The sequence below is a fragment of the Flavilitoribacter nigricans DSM 23189 = NBRC 102662 genome, from assembly GCF_002646595.1.
Classification (GTDB): domain Bacteria; phylum Bacteroidota; class Bacteroidia; order Chitinophagales; family Saprospiraceae; genus Flavilitoribacter; species Flavilitoribacter nigricans.
The window spans coordinates 40,209-61,041 of record NZ_PDUD01000045.1; the positions used below are offsets into that span (position 1 = coordinate 40,209).

A 20,833-nucleotide genomic window follows, 5' to 3' on the forward strand; every position below is an offset into this window, starting at 1 on the left:
AAAGTGGTCATGCAAACCGGCCAAAGACAACGGAAAGGAGAATAGAACACCGGACCTTTTTACCGGAAGCGTTCTTAATCCGATCTTCCGGCCGATCCACCGCTACCCCGCGACTTGCATCAATTAGGTGAATTCTTCAGCTGGAAAGATAAGGAATTCAGGCGCGAATATGTTTAGAATGTAAAAAATTAAAATCCCCCGCACGGCAGGCTCCAAATGTCCCGTAGCTATACTACCTTAGCAACCATCCACGAAACTATGTCATTATAGTTTCTAACCAAAAAAAGGCTATATGTATCAAATTCTAAAACACGCGCACTCCGGCCTGCGCTGGATTGTGCTGATCTTACTGATCGTTGCCATCGTGGGAGCATGGCAAAACTGGCAAAAGAAAAATACTTACGAACCCAAGGAACAACGGCTGGCGCTCTTTACCCTGATCGTTTGTCACCTGCAACTGTTGCTGGGTTTGGTGCTTTATTTCATCAGTCCGATGGTGCAGTTTTCCGGAGAGACCATGAGTAATGATGTACTTCGCTTCTTCACCGTGGAGCATACGACCGGCATGGCGCTCGGGATCGCGCTGATCACGATCGGATACAGCCGGGCCAAGCGGCAGGCACCCGCAGCGAAAGGGTTTAAAACCCTCGCTACCATGTACTTACTGGGGTTGATCCTGATCCTTATTTCCATCCCCTGGCCATTCCGTGGTCTGGGTGCAGGATGGTTTTAAAAGATCAGTCAAATAGCATATATTTGACCAGCGGCTGGCTTAACCTGGATTAAGTCAGTCGTCTCTTTTTTAACCAACGCAAAACGATGGCCATACAGATTATCGGTGCGGGTTTTCCGCGCACCGGAACAACGACCCTGAAGCGGTCTCTCGAAATTCTGGGATTCGAAAAATGCTACCACATGAAGGAGCTTTTGCTGAATCCCGACATGCTCCCCTACTGGCAGGAACTGGAAAAAACCGGGAGCACGGACTGGGACACGCTCTACGAGGGCTACGTCGGTTCGGTAGATTTCCCCTGCTATCCTTTCTATAAGGCCCACATGGAGCGCTATCCGGATGCCAAAGTGATCCTGACGGTCCGTCCGTTCGAATCCTGGTACAACAGCCTGTACACTACCGTCTGGCAGGCCGGGCCGCAAAACCTGCAACAGAAACTGGTGATGATGGCTAAAATGGCCTTTAACCCCCGGTTGCGGAAAGTGATCAACTGTATCAAATTCGTGCGCGGTTTCCTCTGGGAGAAACAGTTTGAGGGGAAATTCGAAGACAAAGCATTTGTGGAGGAGATCTTCCGCGACTACATTGAATCCGTCAAGGCCTTCGTACCCGCTGACAAACTCCTGGTTTACGATGTGCGCGACGGCTGGGAGCCGCTCTGTACATTCCTGGGGGTACCCGTTCCGGACGAACCCCTTCCCCACCTCAATAAAAAAGAGAACTTCAAGTCCATGCTCGGGGAATTGGTGAAAGGAAATAGAATTTGAGCCTGGAGATTTATACATCAGGACTTTGGAGTGACGGGAGAACTGCAGCTTCTCTTTTCAATTCCAAAGTCCTGAGATTACCTGCTAAAAACTATGGTGCAGGCTCAATTGTAGCTGGCCTTTGCTGATGTTGTCGGTAGTTTGCTGCATGTAGCCCAGTTGGGTGCGGAAGTTGTCCGCCAGGCTGTAACCGAGGGCCCCGTAGGTACGATTGCGGTCAAAAACTTCCACCATACGACCATCCCCGATATTTCGCCCACCGTTGATGAATAATTCATTGTACAATGCCAGATAGACGGCACCTTTTTCCAGGGTACTCTTGTTGAAGGGTACGTTCAGGAAAATAGCGTAACGCCAGCGGGTGCGGGTATCCTGGCCTTCCACCCAGCGCTGTTCAAAGCGGAAGCGGTGGGTCAGGTAAAAACGCGAGCCGACTTTCTGGGGCAGCAGTGCTTCCTGATAGATCCGGCTTTCGGCTACGGTAGCCGTTCCATCCCCGAATTCGCCGGTCGTGATGTTACCGTAGCCCAGAGTGAATTTGATGGATGAATTATTGGGTTGGTAGGTAAGTCCTCCACGGAGCAATAGTTGCTCCAGATCTCCGCCCAGGTCCCAGTTCCGGTACTGGATATCCCCCTGGAGTCCAAAATTACTCTCTCCAAAAGTTGTGTTCCAAAAATACATGTACCAGGCGCCGGTCTGGCTTTCATCTACCTGGCTGGACAAGGTAGTGGGTATAAGGCTCATACAGCTTAGGGCGAATAGGATAGGTAGTTGTTTCATCATTTGCAAGTGCTCTAATTCTTTTATTGATAACAAAGTTAACATTGATAATAGCAACACTTCAATATTAAGCATTGTTTTTAAGGGACCAGAAGCGCAAAGATCAAAGGCAGGTAAGGACACGAGCTATATTCCCGAAGGCCCGGGCTTCGGAGCCGTTGGATTAACGGCCCCGTTTTTCGGATTGGGTGAGGGTTTGGTTGGTTTTGTTTGCAAGCGAGGCACGTGCTCCGGATGACTTCATTGCAGCCTTGCGTGCGCAAGGCCGCAATTGAATGCTTAGGATTCCGAAGTCGTTAATCAAAACATCAGACCGCCACCGGTCAGGAGCGGCGGCCTTTCAACAATGAACAATTTTTCGCTTTAAATGCTTTCGCTAAGATAAAAAACTATCTAGATTAAAGAATAAAAGAAAATGTGAAAACTTTCGATTATTTGCCTTTTTACTATTTTTGTTCGTAGGAGTCACCAATTCACAGCCAAGTAAAACCATTTAGCAATATGAGTAAACAGGCCGCGGGTGAGCATACCAGGTGTGAGATCTTCGGGCAGCCCGATCTATGGCAGTCCGTCTATCAGTTGATTCTGGCTCAGGAAACCGACCTGCAGCTCTTCCTGACACCCCTGCTCCAGCGTGCCGATCTACAGATTCTGCTCACGGGTGCCGGTTCATCGGCCTTCATCGGCGAAGCCGCCCAGGGTATCGTCCAGGAAAATACGGGCATTCCCACCCGGGCGGTAGCCACCACCGATCTCGTGACCTATCCCACCCATTATCTCCAGGCGCACCACCCTACCCTGCTGGTTTCATTTGCCCGCTCCGGCAACAGTCCGGAAAGCGCGCAGGCCGTTATCCTGGCCAATAAGCACTGCCGGGAACTCTATCATCTGGTGATCACCTGCAACGGGGAGGGCCAGCTGCTAAAAAAAGTAAGCTTCGATCCCCGGAACGCTTTTTGCCTGGTATTACCGGATGCAGCCAACGACAAAAGCCTCGCTATGACGGGGAGTTTCACTTCCATGCTGCTCAGCATCCTCCTATTATCAGATTTCCGTAATATCCGGGCAAATGAGGCCCGTGTGGATTGCATCATTGCCCAGGCAAACCGTATCTTGGACCGGCGAAAAAACATCAGACTTCTCGGAGAAGCGGATTACGAGCGGGTAGTGTTTTTGGGATCCGGGCCTATGCTGGCAATTGCCCGGGAGTGTCACCTCAAATTGCAGGAATTAACCGATGGAAAGATCATTTGTAAACACGATTCCTTTCTCGGTTTCCGGCACGGTCCCATGGCAGTGGTAAATGCCAAAACGCTACTGGTTTATCTCTTCTCGGAAGATCAGCACGTTTTCCAGTACGAACGTGATCTGGCCCGGGAAGTGATGCGATCCGACCGGATAATGGGTACCGTTCATCTCGGGCGACACCTTCCCGGAGATCCGCACGAGCGGTTAAACATCGATCTTGATCCAGGATCAAAAGGTTTAAATGTTATTCCCGCCACACTGATCGGGCAACTACTTGGGTTCTATAAGTCTCTGGCTTTGGACCTGGATCCGGATAACCCATCGATATCCGGTACCATCAACCGGGTAGTGAAAGGTGTAATTCTCTACGAAAACCGGCCCAACTACACGGATACCCCATAATTTGCGTTAATAAAGAACCTACACTAGCCTCCCACTTTATGTCTGCACACCGTAACCGGAGTGTAACTGACGAACTGTGTAAATGAATATGATATGTCGATCCCTAAGAAGGGTTTGTTTGTAGTAGGCGAACTTAATGTAGATCTGATCTTTAACCAAATTAACGGATTTCCGCAGCTGGGCACTGAGATCGTGGCGAACGATATGGTCCTGACCCTCGGCAGTTCTTCGGCAATTCTGGCCGCCAATGCAGCGGCCATCGGCATCCCGACGGCTTTCTGCGGAGCGGTGGGCCATGATGCCTACGGGGATCTGGTCATTCGCGAGCTACAGGCGCAAGGGGTCAACACCGACTTCATCCGGATCTCCGAAGAACATTCCACCGGCATCACCGTGGTCATGAATTACGAACAGGAGCGCGCCAACGTCACCTATTGCGGTGCCATGGAAGCCCTTCGTATGCCGGATATTCCCTGGGAACATATCGCCCGCTTTAAGCACTTCCACATTTCCAATTTTTTCCTCCAAAAGGGGATCCGGGCGGATATCACCGAAATTTTTCAGCGGGTGAAAGCGGCCGGGCTTACCACTTCTCTTGATCTGCAATGGGATGTAAGTAATCGCTGGGAATTCGATTTCCGCGCCTGTCTTCCCCACGTGGACGTGTTCCTGCCCAACGAGGCGGAAATGCTGGCTCTGGCCCAATGCGACAACCTGGAGGCCAGCATCGAGCAACTGGCCCCCTATACCAATATCATGGCGATCAAACTGGGCCAGCAGGGCAGCCTCGGTATTCAGGGGGGCAACCGCTTTCGGGTGAAAGCCTTTGAACTGCCCGATTACGTGGATTCAGTAGGAGCCGGGGATTCGTTCAATGCCGGATTTCTTAAAAAATTCCTGGAAAATGCACCGCTGGAAACCTGCCTGAAGTTCGGCAACCTCATGGGAGCCCTCAATACCACAGCGGCCGGCGGCACTACGGCCTTCAGGTGCGGGCTGGGCATCGAACACCAGATCAAAAGGCTGCTGCCGAACGGCTGCTAGACCGCCAGTGCCAGCCGGCGGGATGTCTCCTGGCAACAAAGCGACCGATTTACGATCATTTTTTTTACGCCTAAAGAAAAAGTTACGAACTTAGTCGGGCAGAACTTAAAGTTGTGAAAATCGTCGTTTATGCTCAAGCGCTTTATTGACGCCCACGTCCATTTAAACGCTTACTCTCCGGCACTGATGAAGTTCGCCGAAGAGCAGGGGGCCCAATTCCTCTCCATCAATACCGATGTACCTATTTTTCCCAGCCTGGATGAGCAGGCCCGGGTGATTGCCACCTATCAGTCCGGACATCCCGAAAAAGTACGGCATACCACCAGCTTCGACATGCAGGACTGGCAGAAGAAGGACTGGTCCATGCGGGCAATCGACCGGATCAAAAAAGGGATAGACCAGGGAGCAACCGGGATCAAGATCTGGAAGAATATCGGTATGGACCCCACGCTGGTCTATTCCGACGGCCGCTTCCTGATGATCGACGATCCCAAGCTGGCCCCTGTACTGGAATTTATTCAGGAAAATGACCTCCTGCTGATCGCTCATCTTGGAGAACCGCGCAACTGCTGGCTGCCCCTCGAAGCAATGACCGTGGATTCGGATCGGGAATATTTTGAAGAGCATCCGCACTACCATATGTACCGCCATCCGCAGTATCCGTCCTACGAAACTCAGATCCGGGTCCGGGACCAGATCCTGGAACGCTATCCGAACCTGCGATTTGTGGGGCTCCACCTTTTCAGTCTGGAATGGAACCTCCGGGAAGTAGAACAAAGACTCAATCGCTACCCACACACCATGACGGATCTGGCCGAGCGGATCTGCCACGTGCAGCTGCAAAGTATACAAGACCGGGAAGCGGTGCGGGATTTTTTCATCCGGCAGCAGGATCGGGTGATCTACGGAACGGATTTCATCTACGATGGCTCCCAATCCCCCCGAGAAGCCGGCCGGCATCTCCGGGATCTCTGGGAAAGGCACTGGCGTTTTTTCGCCACCGAAGACCGGTTGCAGGCACCTCAGTTTTCCGGTACTTTCCGCGGCCTCGGGCTGCCTCTCCACGTTCTGAAAAAGATCTTTTACGAAAATGCAGTCAAAACTTACGGCTTTAGCCAGGCAGTACAGCACGCAACTGTCGAAAATTTTTCTTAACTACGCAATCAGTTGCGTAAATGTCCTCACCAAAGCTGGCTTTATCGGCTGATTAGGCCTTTCTCCAGGAATAGATTCCTATCTTTGGGGAGATAGGAGAATTTTTGACGAATTCCTGCTAAGGAAGGAGCCGCGTTTTTTTGTTGTAGTTTTCAGCCACAAAGTATACCAGTCTGCCCCTGTATGAGTTAGTGAACCGATCGCTCAAATTATCGATTCTTATAATTTGGGGATCTTTTGTGTCAACACCACTTGTACTCCGGCTCTGGTGGATTGTCCTTCGAAAACCCAATAACAAGATGTAAGCCCCCCTTGAACAACCAATACTTGCGAATACCGGTAATGAAGAAAAGCTTTATAATCAGTCAGTAAACACCATGAGTAAAACCGCAGAACGTAGATCCAGGATCCTGAAGGAACTGGATGAGAAAGGACAGGTGAACGTATCTTTTCTCAGTGAAACCCTGGGAGTTAGTGAAGTTACCATTCGCAATGACCTGGATAAACTCGAAAAAAATAAATTGCTGATCCGTACCCACGGAGGAGCATTTAAAGCAAGTAACATTGCGCTTACGGTTAGTGAAAAGAAGAAGATCAACCTTGAGGTCAAAAGGTTGATCGGCAAAAAAGCGGCTACCCTCATCAAAGACGAGGACAGCATTATCCTGGATTCCGGCACGACCACTTTTGAGGTATCCAATCATCTCGGACATTTCCAGAAACTGACCGTAATCACCAATGCCCTGGATATCGTCAACAACATTTCCAAGTACGAGAATATCGAGGTATTTATGCCGGGCGGGTATTTGAAGGAATTTTCCATGTCGCTCGTCGGCCCCATGGCCGAGCGCAATTTCCGCCAGTTATTCTGTAACAAACTTTTCCTCGGAGTGGATGCGATCAAACCGGAGATCGGGGTTTTCACCCACCACGTAGAAGAGGCATACCTTAACCAGATCATGATCGAGATCGCCGAAGAGGTGATCATCGTGGCCGATTCCACAAAGTTCAAGAAGTCCAGCCTGGCGTTTATCTCAAGCTTTGATCGCGTAAGCCGGATCATTACGGACGATAAGATCGATCCGCTCTTCGCCAAACAGCTCGAAAAACAGAACGTAGAAGTGATCATTGCCTGACCCCGCGTTGCTAATTCAGAGTTTTTTCATGTTGCGGGCCAGCGCTTTCAACTCGGAAGGCCGGGGGGCGTAGACTTTAGCCAGTTTGGCTTCTTCGTCGAAGATCATATACCAGGGGATCTGTACCCCGCCACCGTTATTGAAGAGTGCCCGTAATTGTTTTTCCAGAGCCGGATTCACCAGCAGGTGATATCCCTTGAGATTGAAATGTTGGATAGCTGCTTTCCACTGCTGCTCCCGTCTGGGTTCATCTACCGAAAGGTAGAGAATATCAAAATCATGTTCCCGGGCCAGTTCCTGCAGTTTTTCATTGTGCTCGAATTCCTCAATGCACGGTCCGCACCAGGTCGCCCAGATATCAACGTATACTTTTTTCCCGTTCAGAGCGCCTACTACCTCTTCCAGAGACTGGAATTGCTCACTGTTCTCGATAAAATGAATTTCATTTTCAACGGACGTACCCGTGACTACCGTCGATGTAGAAAAGGCCAGGCTGCCCTCTGCCACGGGTAGTTCCGGCGTAAGCATACTCAGTATCAGATATAAGATCACCATAGCGCTACTTTTTAATTCGGAAAAAATTTAAACCAACTCATCCTCACTGTAATCCGGTTGTTCCGGCCGCTCATCCCGGGGCCCTTCCATATTGATGCCCTTCGCTATATCAACGTGGGAAAAGCCGGACCAGTTACTGGCTGCCGGGTCAATTTTGTAGATCCCGGGGCCGTTGGTCCCAACCTTATCCAGATATTGATCGATCAGCTGGATCTCCGCCGGTGCGAAGTGGGCGAGCAATTCGGCCATCCGCTTGCGGTCCGTAATCCCGTGGGCGACCGGTACCGGATGGAATTCGGCCCAAAACGGGTAGCCGTGCGGGTTGTCGTTGTAAAGCGCAACCGTAGGGATAAGTTTTCCGGGGACCAGATCCTCTTTCGGCAATCGGGTCTCCACGATCTTCAGCACCGGGAAGCGACCATACCCTTTAGTCATATCGGAAGCGACAGCCACCAGCACGGGATCCAGTGAAATGACCCGACCGGGATTTACGTCCCCTCCTTTGAAACGGTTATAAACGGTAGCCCAGTACCAGACATTGTACAATAAAGCCCCCAGGAAAATGAGCCCAAAGATCCAGTGCACTTTCAACATTAAAAAAAGAGAAACGGCCACACTTCCGAGCGCCTTGAGCGAGCGGGATGGGTTCATCTTAATCCATTGGAAATAGTTGACCTGCATTTTACCGGGAACGGTAGGCTGGGCCTGCCCGTCGAAGAAAAGTCCTTTATGGGGCTGATCATCAGAGAAATCGCTCATTGCTGTTATTTTTTAAAACTCCCATCAATATCGCCAATAAAAATTACCGATAAAAACTTTAGCGCATGCTTTTGCCGGAGGCCCGGGAAAACGCCGACCGCAATGTTTAAAAATCGAATGCTACCGAAAGGCGAAAGGCGAGGTTCTCCCCCACTCCACCCGGCAGGTGATAGGCCCCGTAGCGGTAATATACGCCACCGCCGAATCCCAAGTAAGCAAAGTTCACATAGTTGAGTCGAATGATGTTATCCAGTACCAGGCCGGCTTCCGCGTAGCCTTTCTCCAGGGTATTGAAGGTGATGCCCTCGTGCCGGTCGGGATCGGATAAAGTTCCGACAGTAAAATGATGTTCCAGGCTGATAGACGGCTGCAGCCACTTCGTTTTGAACAGAAGGGTACCGAATTCCTGTCGGAAGAAAAAGGAGACATAACGATCCGACAGAAATTCGTACGGATCCATGGTCTGAAAAGTATTGCCCACCGTCAGCCACTGGAACTCGCGGCCCGAACCGGCGCTGTTGTAGAGTCGGCTAACGGGTACCGCACCATCCGTGACACCGCCTTCCAGCCGATAAATGGTCTTGCCCAAATAAAGCAGACGAAAACGCTGGTCAATAGCCAGCCTTACCTGCCAGTAGGGATACTCGCCTTTCCACAAACTACCAAAGCCTCTTTTTACGCTGAGCGAAAGTGCGGGATAAGCATGCTCCGAGCCATCCGGTACCCGGTTGCCAAACAGGCGGCGATACTGCTGCCCGTAGGCATAATGCAGATGAATTGCCGCTTCCGGAAGATCATACTCCCGATCCGGCTCCGATTCCGGCGTCGGCCGGAAGGCATAATCGTAAAGGGGTTCCAATACGGAACGTGAAACTTCCAGTCCAACCTGAAGATACCGTAGGGACTGGATACGTAGGAAAGTCCCGTAGCGCTCTTCGCGATCCATCCGTCCGGCGTACAGCCGCCGGGAAATGAAGTCGGAAAGCAAGGGAAAATCCATGGCTCCCGCCTCCCGAATGTCCTGCTGGTAATACCACTGCCATTCCCAGCGCCGGTCCCAGTCCGGAAAAAAGCGGATCTCGCCACCGTATTTCCAGGCTCGGTCCCGCAAGCCATATCCGGCGTATCCGCCCAGGGTGAACCAGGAAGCCAGGTTTTCGCCGGTGTAGAGTCCCAGCCCGAGTCGAATATTCTCATACTGATTGAACTGGACCAGTTTGGGTAGCGAAAGATCCAGCCAGCCCAGGGGCCACCGGCCCCTTCCGAGCGCTTCCAGCCGCTGCATCCAACCATCAAAATTATGCTCAGCGCCCAGGCTATCCACCAGCTCGTAGGTCCGGGTTTCCAGCGTATCCAGCGGTTGGGGACGGTGCTGGATCCAGGTTTCGTCGGCCACCTGGAACGCCGAATCCGTGAAAACGTAGCGGTCATTTTGTTTGAATGCCTGCCGGTCCAGATCTGGGTTCATCTCTGCCTCCCGGATATAACTTTTCCCGCGGATCTGCAATCCCAGGTCAGGGCTCGGATATTTCGGCATTCTAATCTCATAGTTCAGTTGTGCCGGAAACCAGTGAAGCGTATCCGGCCGATCGTATAATTGCTCGATCCGAAAATGGATCAGTCCGGTGTCGGCCGGCTCGGCAATGATATTTTGTAGGCCGTAGCGATGGGTATTGACGTACAGTACCCCTTTCAGTCCATTGAAATTCTTATGTTGCCGGGGATGGAAGGTGATAAGGTAGATCGTATCGGTTTGCCGGTACAGGGTATCCTCCAGGTGGAAAAAATACCGCTGCGGGCTACCCGGGCTGATGGGGTTCAGGAATGCCTTATCCAGCAGCATTACCTGCTCATCGTAAAAGGAAAATGGCTGTACATCATTGGCCAGAGCGGTGAAGGGGGCTTCCTGCAGGCCGGACACCCGGTTCGCCAGGATGGTTTCCGCATAAGCGGCCGGGGAACGATATCGCCGCTCGGTCAGCGATTCCATAAGAAAGAGGTGGTGCTCATCGGCGCTCTCCATCAATTTCAGCAGGTTGGCCTGCTGCCGGTTGAGCGTCACACTATCTGCCTCCTCGTTCTCTTCACTGATCTTTTCCCGAAAATTGTCCGTTCGGGGCAGCCAGGACATCACCACTTTATTGTAGGTGCGGCAACGGTAGCTGTCCAGCTTTTCCGGATTGTTCCGGTGTCGGTTCCGGATCACCTTTTGCATGATCAGATCGGCAGGATTGACGCCGGCCACTACTTCCACCGCCGCAAATTCGTAGGCGGTCTCCTGCATGCGGATCCGCCAGGGCGGCTTTGTATCTATAGTATCCAGTGATAAATACAGGTCTTCATAACCCACAAAACTAAAATGGAGCTGCCGAACCGGAGGCGCGGCCGGCAGTTGAAAGCGGCCGTCAATATCCGTGGTGGTACCCAGTCGGGTATCCTGGTTGACAACGATATTTACAAAAGGGAGTGGATGTCCCGCCGCATCGAGTACTGTTCCGGACAGAGGTATCTGTGCCACCGTGGGGAGGCAAATACCCAGCAGCAGCCACACTACAGCCAGTACCCGGTACGGATGGAAAAATAGCTTCAGATCGGATATCGAATTTACGGATCGGTTCACTTCGGACGGACTTATGGTTTTTTTTCTGAAACTCAAAGATGGAGCATTTGTTGGGAAGCGGATTGCATTTTAGACCAGTAAGTCCGATCCCCATTCCTCATTAGGTTTTTGATTATGAATGCAAGGGTGAGAAGGTACGGGGCATACATTAGGCCTAAAACCAGAACAAACTATACTGGAATAAGAATGAATTTCGCCTCTGTCAATTATCACCAGTAGGTCCAATACTATCCCTTAGGGTGCACGAAATTCTCAAAGGGCGGATATCCCTGTAATGGAACGAATAAAAAGTCGTTTTCGTAACCGCTGGGATCATAAGGATGGGCTTTATTAAAGGCTTCTCTTATCAGATCCATGGCCCTTTCTTTATCATTTTGCCGGGCGTAAAGATGCGCCTGAGCGATCAGATAACCGGCATCCTTGGTTTTATCGTACCATTTATCCATCTCCAGCAGCGTATCCTGTGCTTTGGCACGTTCGCCAAGCGCCAGATAGCAACTACCCAGTCTCGATAACTGCAGCCAACCCGGCCCCTCTTTGGTCACCTGTAACCAGTTCGGTCCCTTTTCCCGGGTAGCCTTCTGTAACCATGGCAACGCCTTTTGGAACTGGCCGGCCAGATAATACAGATTGCCCAGCAGGTAACTATTGGTTTCCTGGGTGTCGCTCTGTTCCATCGCCCAGGCCAGGCCCCGTTCGGCCCAGTAGTTCTGCTCCGTTTCCCGCTTTCGGTGCCCATAGCGCTCGGAAACAAACAAAAAAGTCAACAATTTATCCGATACTAAGCGGTCGCTGTGCAGCAGGTCCTGCATCAGATCCTCCAGCCTTTCTTCCTGGTGTTTGGCGATCAGGATCTCCGCCATCCGATCGTAATAATTCCAATGCTTGCGCAAATTGGGAGGAATACGCTTCAGGATCTGTTCCGCCTCTTCGTAGCGCCCGAGTCGATAGAGATTATGAGCGTAATGCCGATGCCACCAGGTATTGAACTCATGCCTCAGATCGACGTGCTCCGGGTCGATTGCCCCCAGAATACGCACGGATTTTTCCGGCATATTCAGGTCATTGGCGATGATTCCCGTTTCCAGATTGGTCATCAATTGCTTCGGGTCGATCTCGAAATTCTTGATGATCGCTTCGTAGGCAGTCCGCAGGTCTTTATTCAAAATAGCCTTCCAGTGTAAATACCACTGCATATGCGTCTGGGGCAGGCGTTCGATATCAATCCGGCGATTGATCAGGCCAAAAACAGAATCCGCCTTCACTTTTTCGCCATCCATGAAATAAGCTCCGGTCACAAACAGATAGGGCATGAAAAAACTACTGTCTTTCTGAATGGCCTGATTGAGTAACTCGATACATCCCGCAAAATTGGTACTGTAAAGATCCGTTCCTTTCTGGTACAACTGGTAGGCATCATAGGCCGGCGGATCCTGGGCGACTCCCGGGGAAAATTCGTGTCCCTTTGCAGCAAATGCAGTTGCAAATTTTTGCTGAAGCTGACTGACCAGAAGCAGTTGCTTCCCTTTTGGACCCTTCACGGTAGGCATCACTAATTCTGCCTGACCGGTTTCCGTGTCAATTACCTCGCTTTGAAAAACCAGTTCCTGCCCATCAAGCTGGTAAGTTCCCTTCAACACCTTTTCGGCGCCCGTCCTGGCCGCAAATTGTTCCCAACCATTATCGTTTTGGGCAAATTTGAGGTTATCCTGAATGTTTTCGAAGCTGACGATTTGTACGTTGCCCAGATAGACCAGCCCCTGGATAATCCAATCAGAAGCCATGACCCCCAGCACATCCAGACTGGGATCATCGGTATGGTTCTCGAACGGTAATACGGCAATTCTGGCTTCCCTGATCGCCCTGGACACCAGACGATTAGGAGTAAACAGGAGGTCCTTGAGGATGGTCCAGGAAATTATAGCTGTAAATAGAATGGTTATTATTACAAAAATCCTTGACCACCCGATCGTTTTTTGGGAGGGATTAGCAGGTTTAGCTGACATTCTTCAGATTCTTTTAAAAAAATCTAATTGCTACAACTTGTTTCAGTCGATCACTGAGGAACAGCGGAATCAAAAATGATACTTTTTTTGCTTACGAAGGTCACTATTCGCGGGTTTCCTTTACGACTTTTGGGAGAAAGTACCCAGCCGATACAAAACCTACCCGGCGATTTGCCAAAGATTAATGGGAATTTGCTTACCTTTTCTTTTCTGAATAAATCTACGAACGCTACAACCGGGATAATGCAATCATGCCATTTTACTGCTTCTTTCTATTGTTGCTAGCTTTATGCTTGAGCGGTTGCCACGCCAATCAGGAGGAGGAAACCTATCCGAACCACTACTCTGTCAAAGCCGAAAAAATTACTCCGATCCCTTTTTATGTCACGCCAAACGGAGATACCGTAGATATCAGCCAACCGATCCGCGCAAAAATTTCCCTGGATACCAGTTATGCTTTATCAAAAAATGCTGTTCCCATTCTAGGTCAGCAGGTATCCCTACTGACCGCGAATAAGCAAGCAACCAGCTCTCCGGTCCGGATTGCCCCGGGGGCAGCACTTTCGGACATTTTGGTCCACGGCGATACTTTGCGCACACAAGAACAGGCGCTCCGTGGAAAAAAAATGAAGATCTCCAAATCCGCCTACCAGAAGCTGGACCCACCGGTCTTACTCGATAACACGGATCAGGCAATCCGTACGCTCGGCGCCGACCAGGGCCTACCCCCCAGGCCGCACCAGTTACAACTTAAGGATAACAAGGGCAATCTTTGGTTTACTTCCCCTTTGAGTATCAGCAGGTACGACGGCGTGTCCATGAGCGATTATATTTTGCCCAGCTCGGGGCTGAACGGGAACAAAACCCTGTTTCAGGATTCCCGGGGAAATATCTGGATCGGAACGCAAAACAAAATCATCCAATACAATGGAACGGATCTTACGGTATACGACAAATCCGACTTTGGAGACACCGAATTTGCCGAAGATCAGCGGGGAAATATCTGGTTCGCCAGCGGAGGCAGTCTGTCTTACCTTAAGGATTCTACACTTGTCCGGTTTACGGACCTGGATCAACACGGTCTTATTGCTAAAAAATTGTGGGCAGACACCCGGGGGCATATCTGGGTATCCGCCCAAAGCCGGGCGCAGTCTGCATCCCCCACCCGGCAATATCTGCTTCTATACGACGGAAAAAATATCCGCAAAATCAGAGATAGCATTCCGCAGGTCACAAGTATGCCGTTTAGCAGTATCCAGGCGGATAATAAGGGAAATATCTGGATGCTGGGCGTTTGGCAGGAGCAAACCACCCTGGTGAAATACGATGGGACCTACTTTTATCAATACCAGGAAGTACCAGGTTTTGACCGCAACTCCCCGTCTGCCGATCAGCTCTTTTTAGCGGGGGAGGATCGCATGATCATCAAGCGCTCAGATGGAAAGCTGATCGATTTTGACGGCATGCACTTTGACCGGATCCATCTGGATACCTCAATTGCGGATATTAACGGAATCATCCTGGACGATGCCGGAAATAGATGGTTTACGGTCTCCGGCAATCCCAATCTCTATGTATACAGCGCCAAAAAATTCGAGTATTTTGATCAGACTGACATGCAGGAACTGGGAATGGCCGACCCCAATTCCTTCATGGACCGAAAAGGCCGCGTGTGGTGGAAAAACAGTAAGGCAACTCAGCAAAACGGTTGGTCCGTACTCTCGGGAGATACACTGACCAATCTCACTTTCCCGGAATCCATCAAAAATCCTTTCTGGTCAGACAGCGATGGAGGGATTTGGGATAAAGGGGAAAATGGAGTCAGCCGCTATTCCAATGGATTGGTCGAAACTATTCCAAGCAGCGGAGCGGTAGAGCGGATTGCCGAGGATAATGCAGGCAACTTTTGGATACCAACCGCCGATCAGCACCTGCATATGCTGACTGACACTGGTTTATTGACTACCACCTACGAACAGGACCTGTTCGAGAGCATCACGGGATATAATATGGACGGTATCCTGGTGGACAGTCGGCAGCAATTTTGGACCATAGGAAAGCTCAATTCCAATATTGCCCGATTCGATGGTACCTACTGGACCTACTTTCGTTTCCCTACAACGGAAGAAAAAAGCCTGAAATTTAATGCCGCCATCGATCCCATTGAGGATAATGCCGGTAATATCTGGTTCATCCTCGGAAAACATGCCCTGCTCAAATACGATGGGGAAGCATTCTGGACCTATAACTTTGACCATCTTAGCGAGATCAGCACCTTCATCAAAGATGATAAGGGAAGGATCTGGCTGACGACTACAAACGATGGGATAGGCGTGTTTGACGGGCAGCAGCTACAGCTCTTTTCCCAAAGGGAGGGACTGCTGGACAATCAGGTATATTCCATTTATAAGGATTTTGATAACAGGATCTGGGTCACTTCCGTGAACGGCATCTCTATTGTTGAAGAAAAGAGCGCTCAAAACTTTGCCGTTCTGACCATTGGAAAAGCAGATGGACTGACCTCCAATTTTTTCCCATTGGATAAAACGATCTACTTTTCGGAAGACAAACAGAAAGCCTACATCAGGGCCCTTTCGGGTGTTGCTTTTTTGATTACCAAAGACCTGCAAAGCCCCGAATCGCCGCCCCGTGACCTAAGTTTATGCCAGATCGATATCAATCAGCAATTCATCGATTTTGGCCGATTGATCGAATACGAATCCATATTGGATGAGTCCTACTCAGCAGTTCCCGAATTCCTGAATTATCCGAATAATTTATCCATTCCCCATTACCTGAATCATCTCACTTTTTACTTTACGGCGCACAACTGGGAAGCCCCCCACAAGATCCGGTATAGCTTCAAAATAAAGGATATTGATCAGGATTGGAGTTTACCGCAAGCGGAACCAAGCATTGATTACCGCAATCTGACCTACGGCCAACATACCCTTCTGGTAAGGGCAAAGAACGAACTGAACAGTTGGAGTGAGCCTTTTGCCTATCAATTCAGCGTACGTCCGCCGTGGTGGCGTAGCGGATGGGCCTATAGCCTTTATTGCCTGATCATCGGTACCGTCCTCTATTGGATATTCCATTACTTCCGGGCGAGGCTGAGGCTGCAAAATGCGCTGGCATTGGAACAACAGGAAGCCAAACGCCTGAAAGAGCTGGATACTTTCAAAAGCCGGTTGTATACGAATATCACCCACGAGTTCCGGACCCCGCTGACGGTAATCCTGGGCATGACGGATCAAATTCAGGAGAACCCCAAAAGTTTTCTGGGAGAAGGCCTACATCTGATCAAGAATAATGGCCGTAACCTGCTGCGCCTCATCAATCAGATCCTCGATCTGTCAAAAATAGAGGACCAATCCTTTAGTCTGAAGCTGGAGCAGGACAATATCGTTGCTTACCTGAGCTACCTGACCGAATCTTTTCGAACGTTTGTCAACAGCAAAAACCTGGCACTAGAATTTTCCTCCGATCTCGAATCGCTGATCATGGATTATGACCCCGAGCAGGTCAAACAGGTGATGACCAATCTGCTGTCCAATGCCATCAAATTCACGCCTCCCGAGGGACTCATTCGTGTCGCCTTGTCCAGGGAACACGATCAGCTCCTCATTAAAGTTTCGGATACAGGTATCGGCATTTCGCAAAAAGATCTGCCCCAGATTTTCGACCGTTTCTACCAGGTCGATAATTCCGCTACCCGCAGAGAAGAAGGGACGGGCATCGGTTTGGCCCATACCCTCCAGTTGGTAAAGCTGATGGGCGGAAATATCGAGGTGGAAAGTCAGGTTGGTGAAGGAACCGCCTTTATTATTACGCTACCCATTGCCCGCAATAGCCCCCTAGCACCTCATACGGACGAACGCCCGGCCATTCAACCGCCGACCAAAGCCGAATTCGAAGCAATTGAGGTGGAGACCAGCGCGGAGGAGGAAGACGCGAAAAAACGTCCCCAACTCTTGATCATTGAAGACAATCACGATGTGATCCGCTATCTGCAATCCTGTCTGGCGGATAACTACCAGATCGTTGCGGCTTACAATGGTAAATCCGGGATAGAAAAAGCGCTGGAGAATATTCCGGATTTGATCATCAGTGATATCATGATGCCCGAAAAGGATGGCTTTGAAGTATGCGATGCTTTGAAAAATGACGAGCGGACCAGTCACATCCCGATAATCCTACTTACCGCCAAGGCAGATGAGCCCTCCCGGATAAAGGGCTTGCGGCGGGGAGCCGATGCCTATCTGCTGAAACCTTTCAACAAAGAAGAACTGCTGGTTCGCGTAGCTGTGCTGGTAGAAAGACAACGAAAGTTAATTGCCTATTTCAGGAGTCTAATGACCGGTTCGGAAGCGCAAATTCCTGCCGGGCCGTTTGAATTAGAAGAGGAAGCGATCACTATTGAAAATGCTTTTCTACAGAAGATAAAGGATATCCTGGAAGAAAATTATCAGGATGAACAGTTTAACCTGCCTGAGCTGTGCCAGGAAGTCGGCATGAGCCGCTCCCAATTATTTCGTAAACTGAAAGGAGTGATCGACCAGTCCCCGTCGCACTACATTCGTTCCTTCCGATTGGCCAAGGCAAAGTACCTGTTAGAGCATTCAGAATTTAATGTCAATGAGGTGACCTGGAAGACGGGTTTTTCCAATCCTTCTCATTTCTCAAAGATCTTTAAAAAAGAGTTTGGTATTTCCCCCAGCGACTTAAGCAAATGACCGCCTGCTCGACATCAGATCTCGGAAACCACTTCTACCGGTAACCAGCCGATCTCGCCGTTGGGCAGTCTCACCTTGTACCAGTCGGAAATGCGGTCCTGCAGATCAAGCTTGAGACCTTCGTGGATCGTCAGTACGACCTGACTGTCGGTGTCGGGTGCGAAATGCAGTTGCGCCTCCGGAGCAAGCAGGATGGCTTCCTTGCTGTGAAGATCATAACTTTTCCGGCTGATGGCCAGGGCAAAAGGTAAAACGCAGAGTGCTAAAGCAATAATGCCCACCAGAAACCCCTGTTTCCGGCGCTTGCGCTCCTTGCCCATCAGCCACAAGAGAAAACCCGCAGCGCTGACCCAAAGTAAAAACAGTCCGAAGATCGTCCAGCCATTGGTACTCAGGCGGGAGCGCAGGCCACGCCACCACTGGCTCAGGAAGAAAGCGGGCAGCGGTTCCATTTCATCTACCTGCTGGCCGTAGGCCACTTCCAGGTTGTGTTTTATATCCTGATCTCCGGGAGCCAGTTGTTGCGCTTTTTCGTAGTGCAGGATGGCCTTGCCCAGTTGTTGGGTGCGGAAATAGGCATTGGCGAGATTATAGTGCAGGGCATCGGAAATAAATCCGTCCGCCAGTATCTTTTCGTAAGCTTCAATCGCCCGCTCGTAATTTTTATTGGCGTAGGCCGCATTGCCTTCTTCCATGAGCTGATCCGGTTGGGCCCGGGCTGTCATCCCGGTAAACAGGAATAGAAAGATCAACAGTAAACTGACCGGGCTTAGCCGGCGAAGCCCTTTACAAGCGGTTGTATTCATGGTATACATTGCGTTAATCGCCTATCGTTCTTTTTCTTCGGTAATCGGTTTTCTTTGTCCCCGGTCCAGCGTCTGCGGAGGTCCGTCTCCCGTGGGTGGGCCGCCCCGCCCCCTTGCCGGTATTAATTTAACGGCCGGAGCCGGCTCCGGGATCATCGATGCCGGGCGTTTTTTCTCTTCGGCAAAAAGATCCTCCCTGCCTTCGGGGCGGAAAGTCGTATCCCAGTTGAATCCCTTGATCTTGATCTCATTGTGATCAATCTGGGTCATGGGATAGGTATTGCCTTCCGGCTGAACCAGAAATTTGATCCGGTCGATCTCATTGTTCCCAAAATAGAGGATCATATCGCTACAGGCCGTTTTATTCACCCCGATATAGGCATCGCCCTCGTCGAGTGCGTAATAAACCGATTCGGCACTTCCCCGTACATCCATTACCCGGAGGTTTCCCTCCCGAAAACTTGCGGTAATATTTTTCCCTTTGATCTGGTTAAAATACAACTCGTCCGGCGAATTGATGATAAATGAATTCTGCTTGAGAAAGATCTTATCGATGCTCTGATCCGCCATCTGCATAAATATGGAATCAGCCGAAAATTGCGAAGTATCCGACCAGATCACGGGTGCCCGGAAAAAGCGGAACAGCGAATCTACCGTGCTGTAGGCCATGGAATCGCAGATCACCTGCAGATCACTTTTGAAGATCCGGACATCCTTGTAGGCCAGCAACAAGCGGCTGCTGTCGTTGGCAGCACTATCCGCCCGGGTGGAATACAGGGTATCCGAGGTCATGAACAGGGAATCACCCTCCATCAGCGAGATCAGCAACGGACGGCCCATTTTACCGCCGATCGCCTTGAGGTAACCGGTGGCCCGGTTGTACTCAGCTTCTTCACACACGATGGTCAGATTTGCCGAGGTATCCCGCCAGGTAACGTTGCCGATGGCGATCCCCAGTCCCAGTTCCTCGCGGTAGTCTACCTGATCGGCTTCCAGGATCTGCGGGGGATCACTGATGCGCGACCGCCCGCGGGTAGAGTAGGTATCCGCCCTGGCATCGTAGACAATTTCATCGGCTACAATATCCCGGGTTTCGTCCTTAAAGCGGGCGCTACCCGTCAGAAAGGTCTTTTCCGTTATTTCATTGTACAGGATCTCATCGGCCACGGCTACCCGTTCTCCTTCGCGAAAACGAGCGTTGCCATCCAGGGCATATTCTTTTTGATTGCCGTTGTAGCGGATCGTTTCCGCCGTGGCTTTCTGCTCTCCTTTTTCGTACTGGGCATTTTCGGTAAATTCCGCCATGTTATTCTCCGTATCGTAAAAACCGGCCTCGCAGTACACCCGGCTGCTGTCCGTACTGATCACGGTGGGTCCCAGGAATGTCACCACATTGGTACTGGTATTGTACAGGAGTGTATCCGATCGCAAGCCGAACAATGAGTCTACCACCACCACACTATCCTTAAAGTAGGCCTCGCTGCGGTCGACGTAGTAGTAGCCCTTTTTACTCGTCAGCTGGGTTTCACCGTTCACGATGGTGGCCCCTTCGAAGTAAGTCGCTGTTTTAGTCCGGAGATTATAGGTCAGATGATTGGTAAAGAGTTTCTGTTCGGTCGTCACCAGGATCACATCTCCGTAGAGGTCTGCGATCCGCTCTACCCCATCGTAGTTCAGCGAATCCGAAAAAACGCTGAGAGAATCTCCCTGCTGAATGATCACATTGCCCTGGGCCAGTACACGGATATCATCCTCGATCAATGCCGAATCACAGTACATGAAGACACTGTCCTGGTGTAATTCCACATTGCCGATCAATTTCTGAAAAGTGCTTCCCTGCCGCTGGGAAAGTTCCAAAACATCAGCATGATCCACATCCACCGGCGTTTTGGCCGTATCCGGCTGCACCTGCTTGGGTTTAAAGATCGGCTGCTGGGGTCGCTGACCAAAAGCGGTCCCCACCATACTCCAGAGCAGCAAAGCCGAAAAGATCCACTTGAAATATTTCTTTGTCATGCCATTTTGTGATTAATGGAAGTTAGGGCGTATTTCCAACAAAACGTCCCTGATATCCATCCTGTTA

14 protein-coding genes are annotated in these 20,833 nt (G+C 50.5%); 7 read left to right on the forward strand and 7 right to left on the reverse strand.

Going from position 1 to position 20,833, the window contains the following annotated elements:
* The first annotated feature begins 292 nt into the window (after positions 1-292).
* Positions 293-733 carry a cytochrome B gene (locus CRP01_RS33955; protein ID WP_099154540.1) on the forward strand — a complete coding sequence of 147 codons (441 nt, stop codon included), beginning with the start codon at positions 293-295 and terminating at the stop codon, positions 731-733.
* 86 nt (positions 734-819) lie between these two features.
* A complete protein-coding gene (locus tag CRP01_RS33960; protein WP_099154541.1) occupies positions 820-1,500 on the forward strand; it encodes a sulfotransferase family protein in 681 nt (226 codons plus the stop codon).
* Positions 1,501-1,584: 84 nt separating this feature from the next.
* Here the strand turns inward: CRP01_RS33960 and CRP01_RS33965 are convergent, their stop codons facing one another.
* Entirely contained in the window at positions 1,585-2,286 is a 702-nt protein-coding gene (locus tag CRP01_RS33965) for a DUF2490 domain-containing protein (protein ID WP_233752811.1), read from the reverse strand.
* A gap of 498 nt (positions 2,287-2,784) precedes the next feature.
* On the opposite strand from CRP01_RS33965, the gene CRP01_RS33970 reads away from it, so the two are divergent.
* From CRP01_RS33970 to agaR, 4 genes are all read left to right on the forward strand, one after another.
* On the forward strand, positions 2,785-3,933 hold the full coding sequence (locus CRP01_RS33970) for an SIS domain-containing protein (RefSeq protein ID WP_099154542.1): 1,149 nt from the start codon (positions 2,785-2,787) through the stop codon (positions 3,931-3,933).
* Positions 3,934-4,026: 93 nt separating this feature from the next.
* Entirely contained in the window at positions 4,027-4,977 is a 951-nt protein-coding gene (locus tag CRP01_RS33975; RefSeq protein ID WP_222845881.1) for a carbohydrate kinase family protein, read from the forward strand.
* Positions 4,978-5,106: 129 nt separating this feature from the next.
* A complete protein-coding gene (locus tag CRP01_RS33980) occupies positions 5,107-6,132 on the forward strand; it encodes an amidohydrolase family protein (protein ID WP_099154543.1) in 1,026 nt (341 codons plus the stop codon).
* Between the two features lie 377 nt (positions 6,133-6,509).
* Positions 6,510-7,268 (forward strand): transcriptional repressor AgaR, encoded by a 759-nt coding sequence (gene agaR, locus CRP01_RS33985; RefSeq protein ID WP_099154544.1) that lies wholly within the window; start codon positions 6,510-6,512, stop codon positions 7,266-7,268.
* A gap of 15 nt (positions 7,269-7,283) precedes the next feature.
* On the opposite strand, the gene CRP01_RS33990 is transcribed toward agaR, so the two are convergent.
* The 4 genes from CRP01_RS33990 to CRP01_RS34005 all read right to left on the reverse strand — a co-directional run bounded on the left by CRP01_RS33990 (position 7,284) and on the right by CRP01_RS34005 (position 13,208).
* Positions 7,284-7,823, reverse strand: coding sequence for a TlpA family protein disulfide reductase (locus tag CRP01_RS33990; RefSeq protein ID WP_099154545.1), 540 nt, complete (start codon positions 7,821-7,823; stop codon positions 7,284-7,286).
* Between the two features lie 27 nt (positions 7,824-7,850).
* Entirely contained in the window at positions 7,851-8,582 is a 732-nt protein-coding gene (locus tag CRP01_RS33995; protein ID WP_099154546.1) for a hypothetical protein, read from the reverse strand.
* A gap of 106 nt (positions 8,583-8,688) precedes the next feature.
* The gene (locus CRP01_RS34000) at positions 8,689-11,238 is read right to left on the reverse strand and encodes a DUF5686 and carboxypeptidase-like regulatory domain-containing protein (RefSeq protein WP_185154586.1); all 2,550 of its coding nucleotides are present in this window, start codon (positions 11,236-11,238) and stop codon (positions 8,689-8,691) included.
* Between the two features lie 191 nt (positions 11,239-11,429).
* Complete coding sequence (locus CRP01_RS34005; RefSeq protein ID WP_143473657.1) at positions 11,430-13,208, reverse strand: tetratricopeptide repeat protein; 1,779 nt, start codon at positions 13,206-13,208, stop codon at positions 11,430-11,432.
* 251 nt (positions 13,209-13,459) lie between these two features.
* Between CRP01_RS34005 and CRP01_RS34015 the strand changes: the two genes are divergently transcribed.
* On the forward strand, positions 13,460-17,944 hold the full coding sequence (locus CRP01_RS34015) for a hybrid sensor histidine kinase/response regulator transcription factor (protein ID WP_099154550.1): 4,485 nt from the start codon (positions 13,460-13,462) through the stop codon (positions 17,942-17,944).
* Positions 17,945-17,958: 14 nt separating this feature from the next.
* Here CRP01_RS34015 and CRP01_RS34020 read toward each other — a convergent pair whose 3' ends face one another.
* Together CRP01_RS34020 and CRP01_RS34025 are read right to left on the reverse strand one after the other, a co-directional pair.
* Entirely contained in the window at positions 17,959-18,750 is a 792-nt protein-coding gene (locus tag CRP01_RS34020) for a tetratricopeptide repeat protein (RefSeq protein WP_170110656.1), read from the reverse strand.
* A 21-nt stretch (positions 18,751-18,771) separates the two neighbouring features.
* On the reverse strand, positions 18,772-20,766 hold the full coding sequence (locus tag CRP01_RS34025; protein ID WP_099154552.1) for an OstA-like protein: 1,995 nt from the start codon (positions 20,764-20,766) through the stop codon (positions 18,772-18,774).
* Positions 20,767-20,833: the final 67 nt, after the last annotated feature.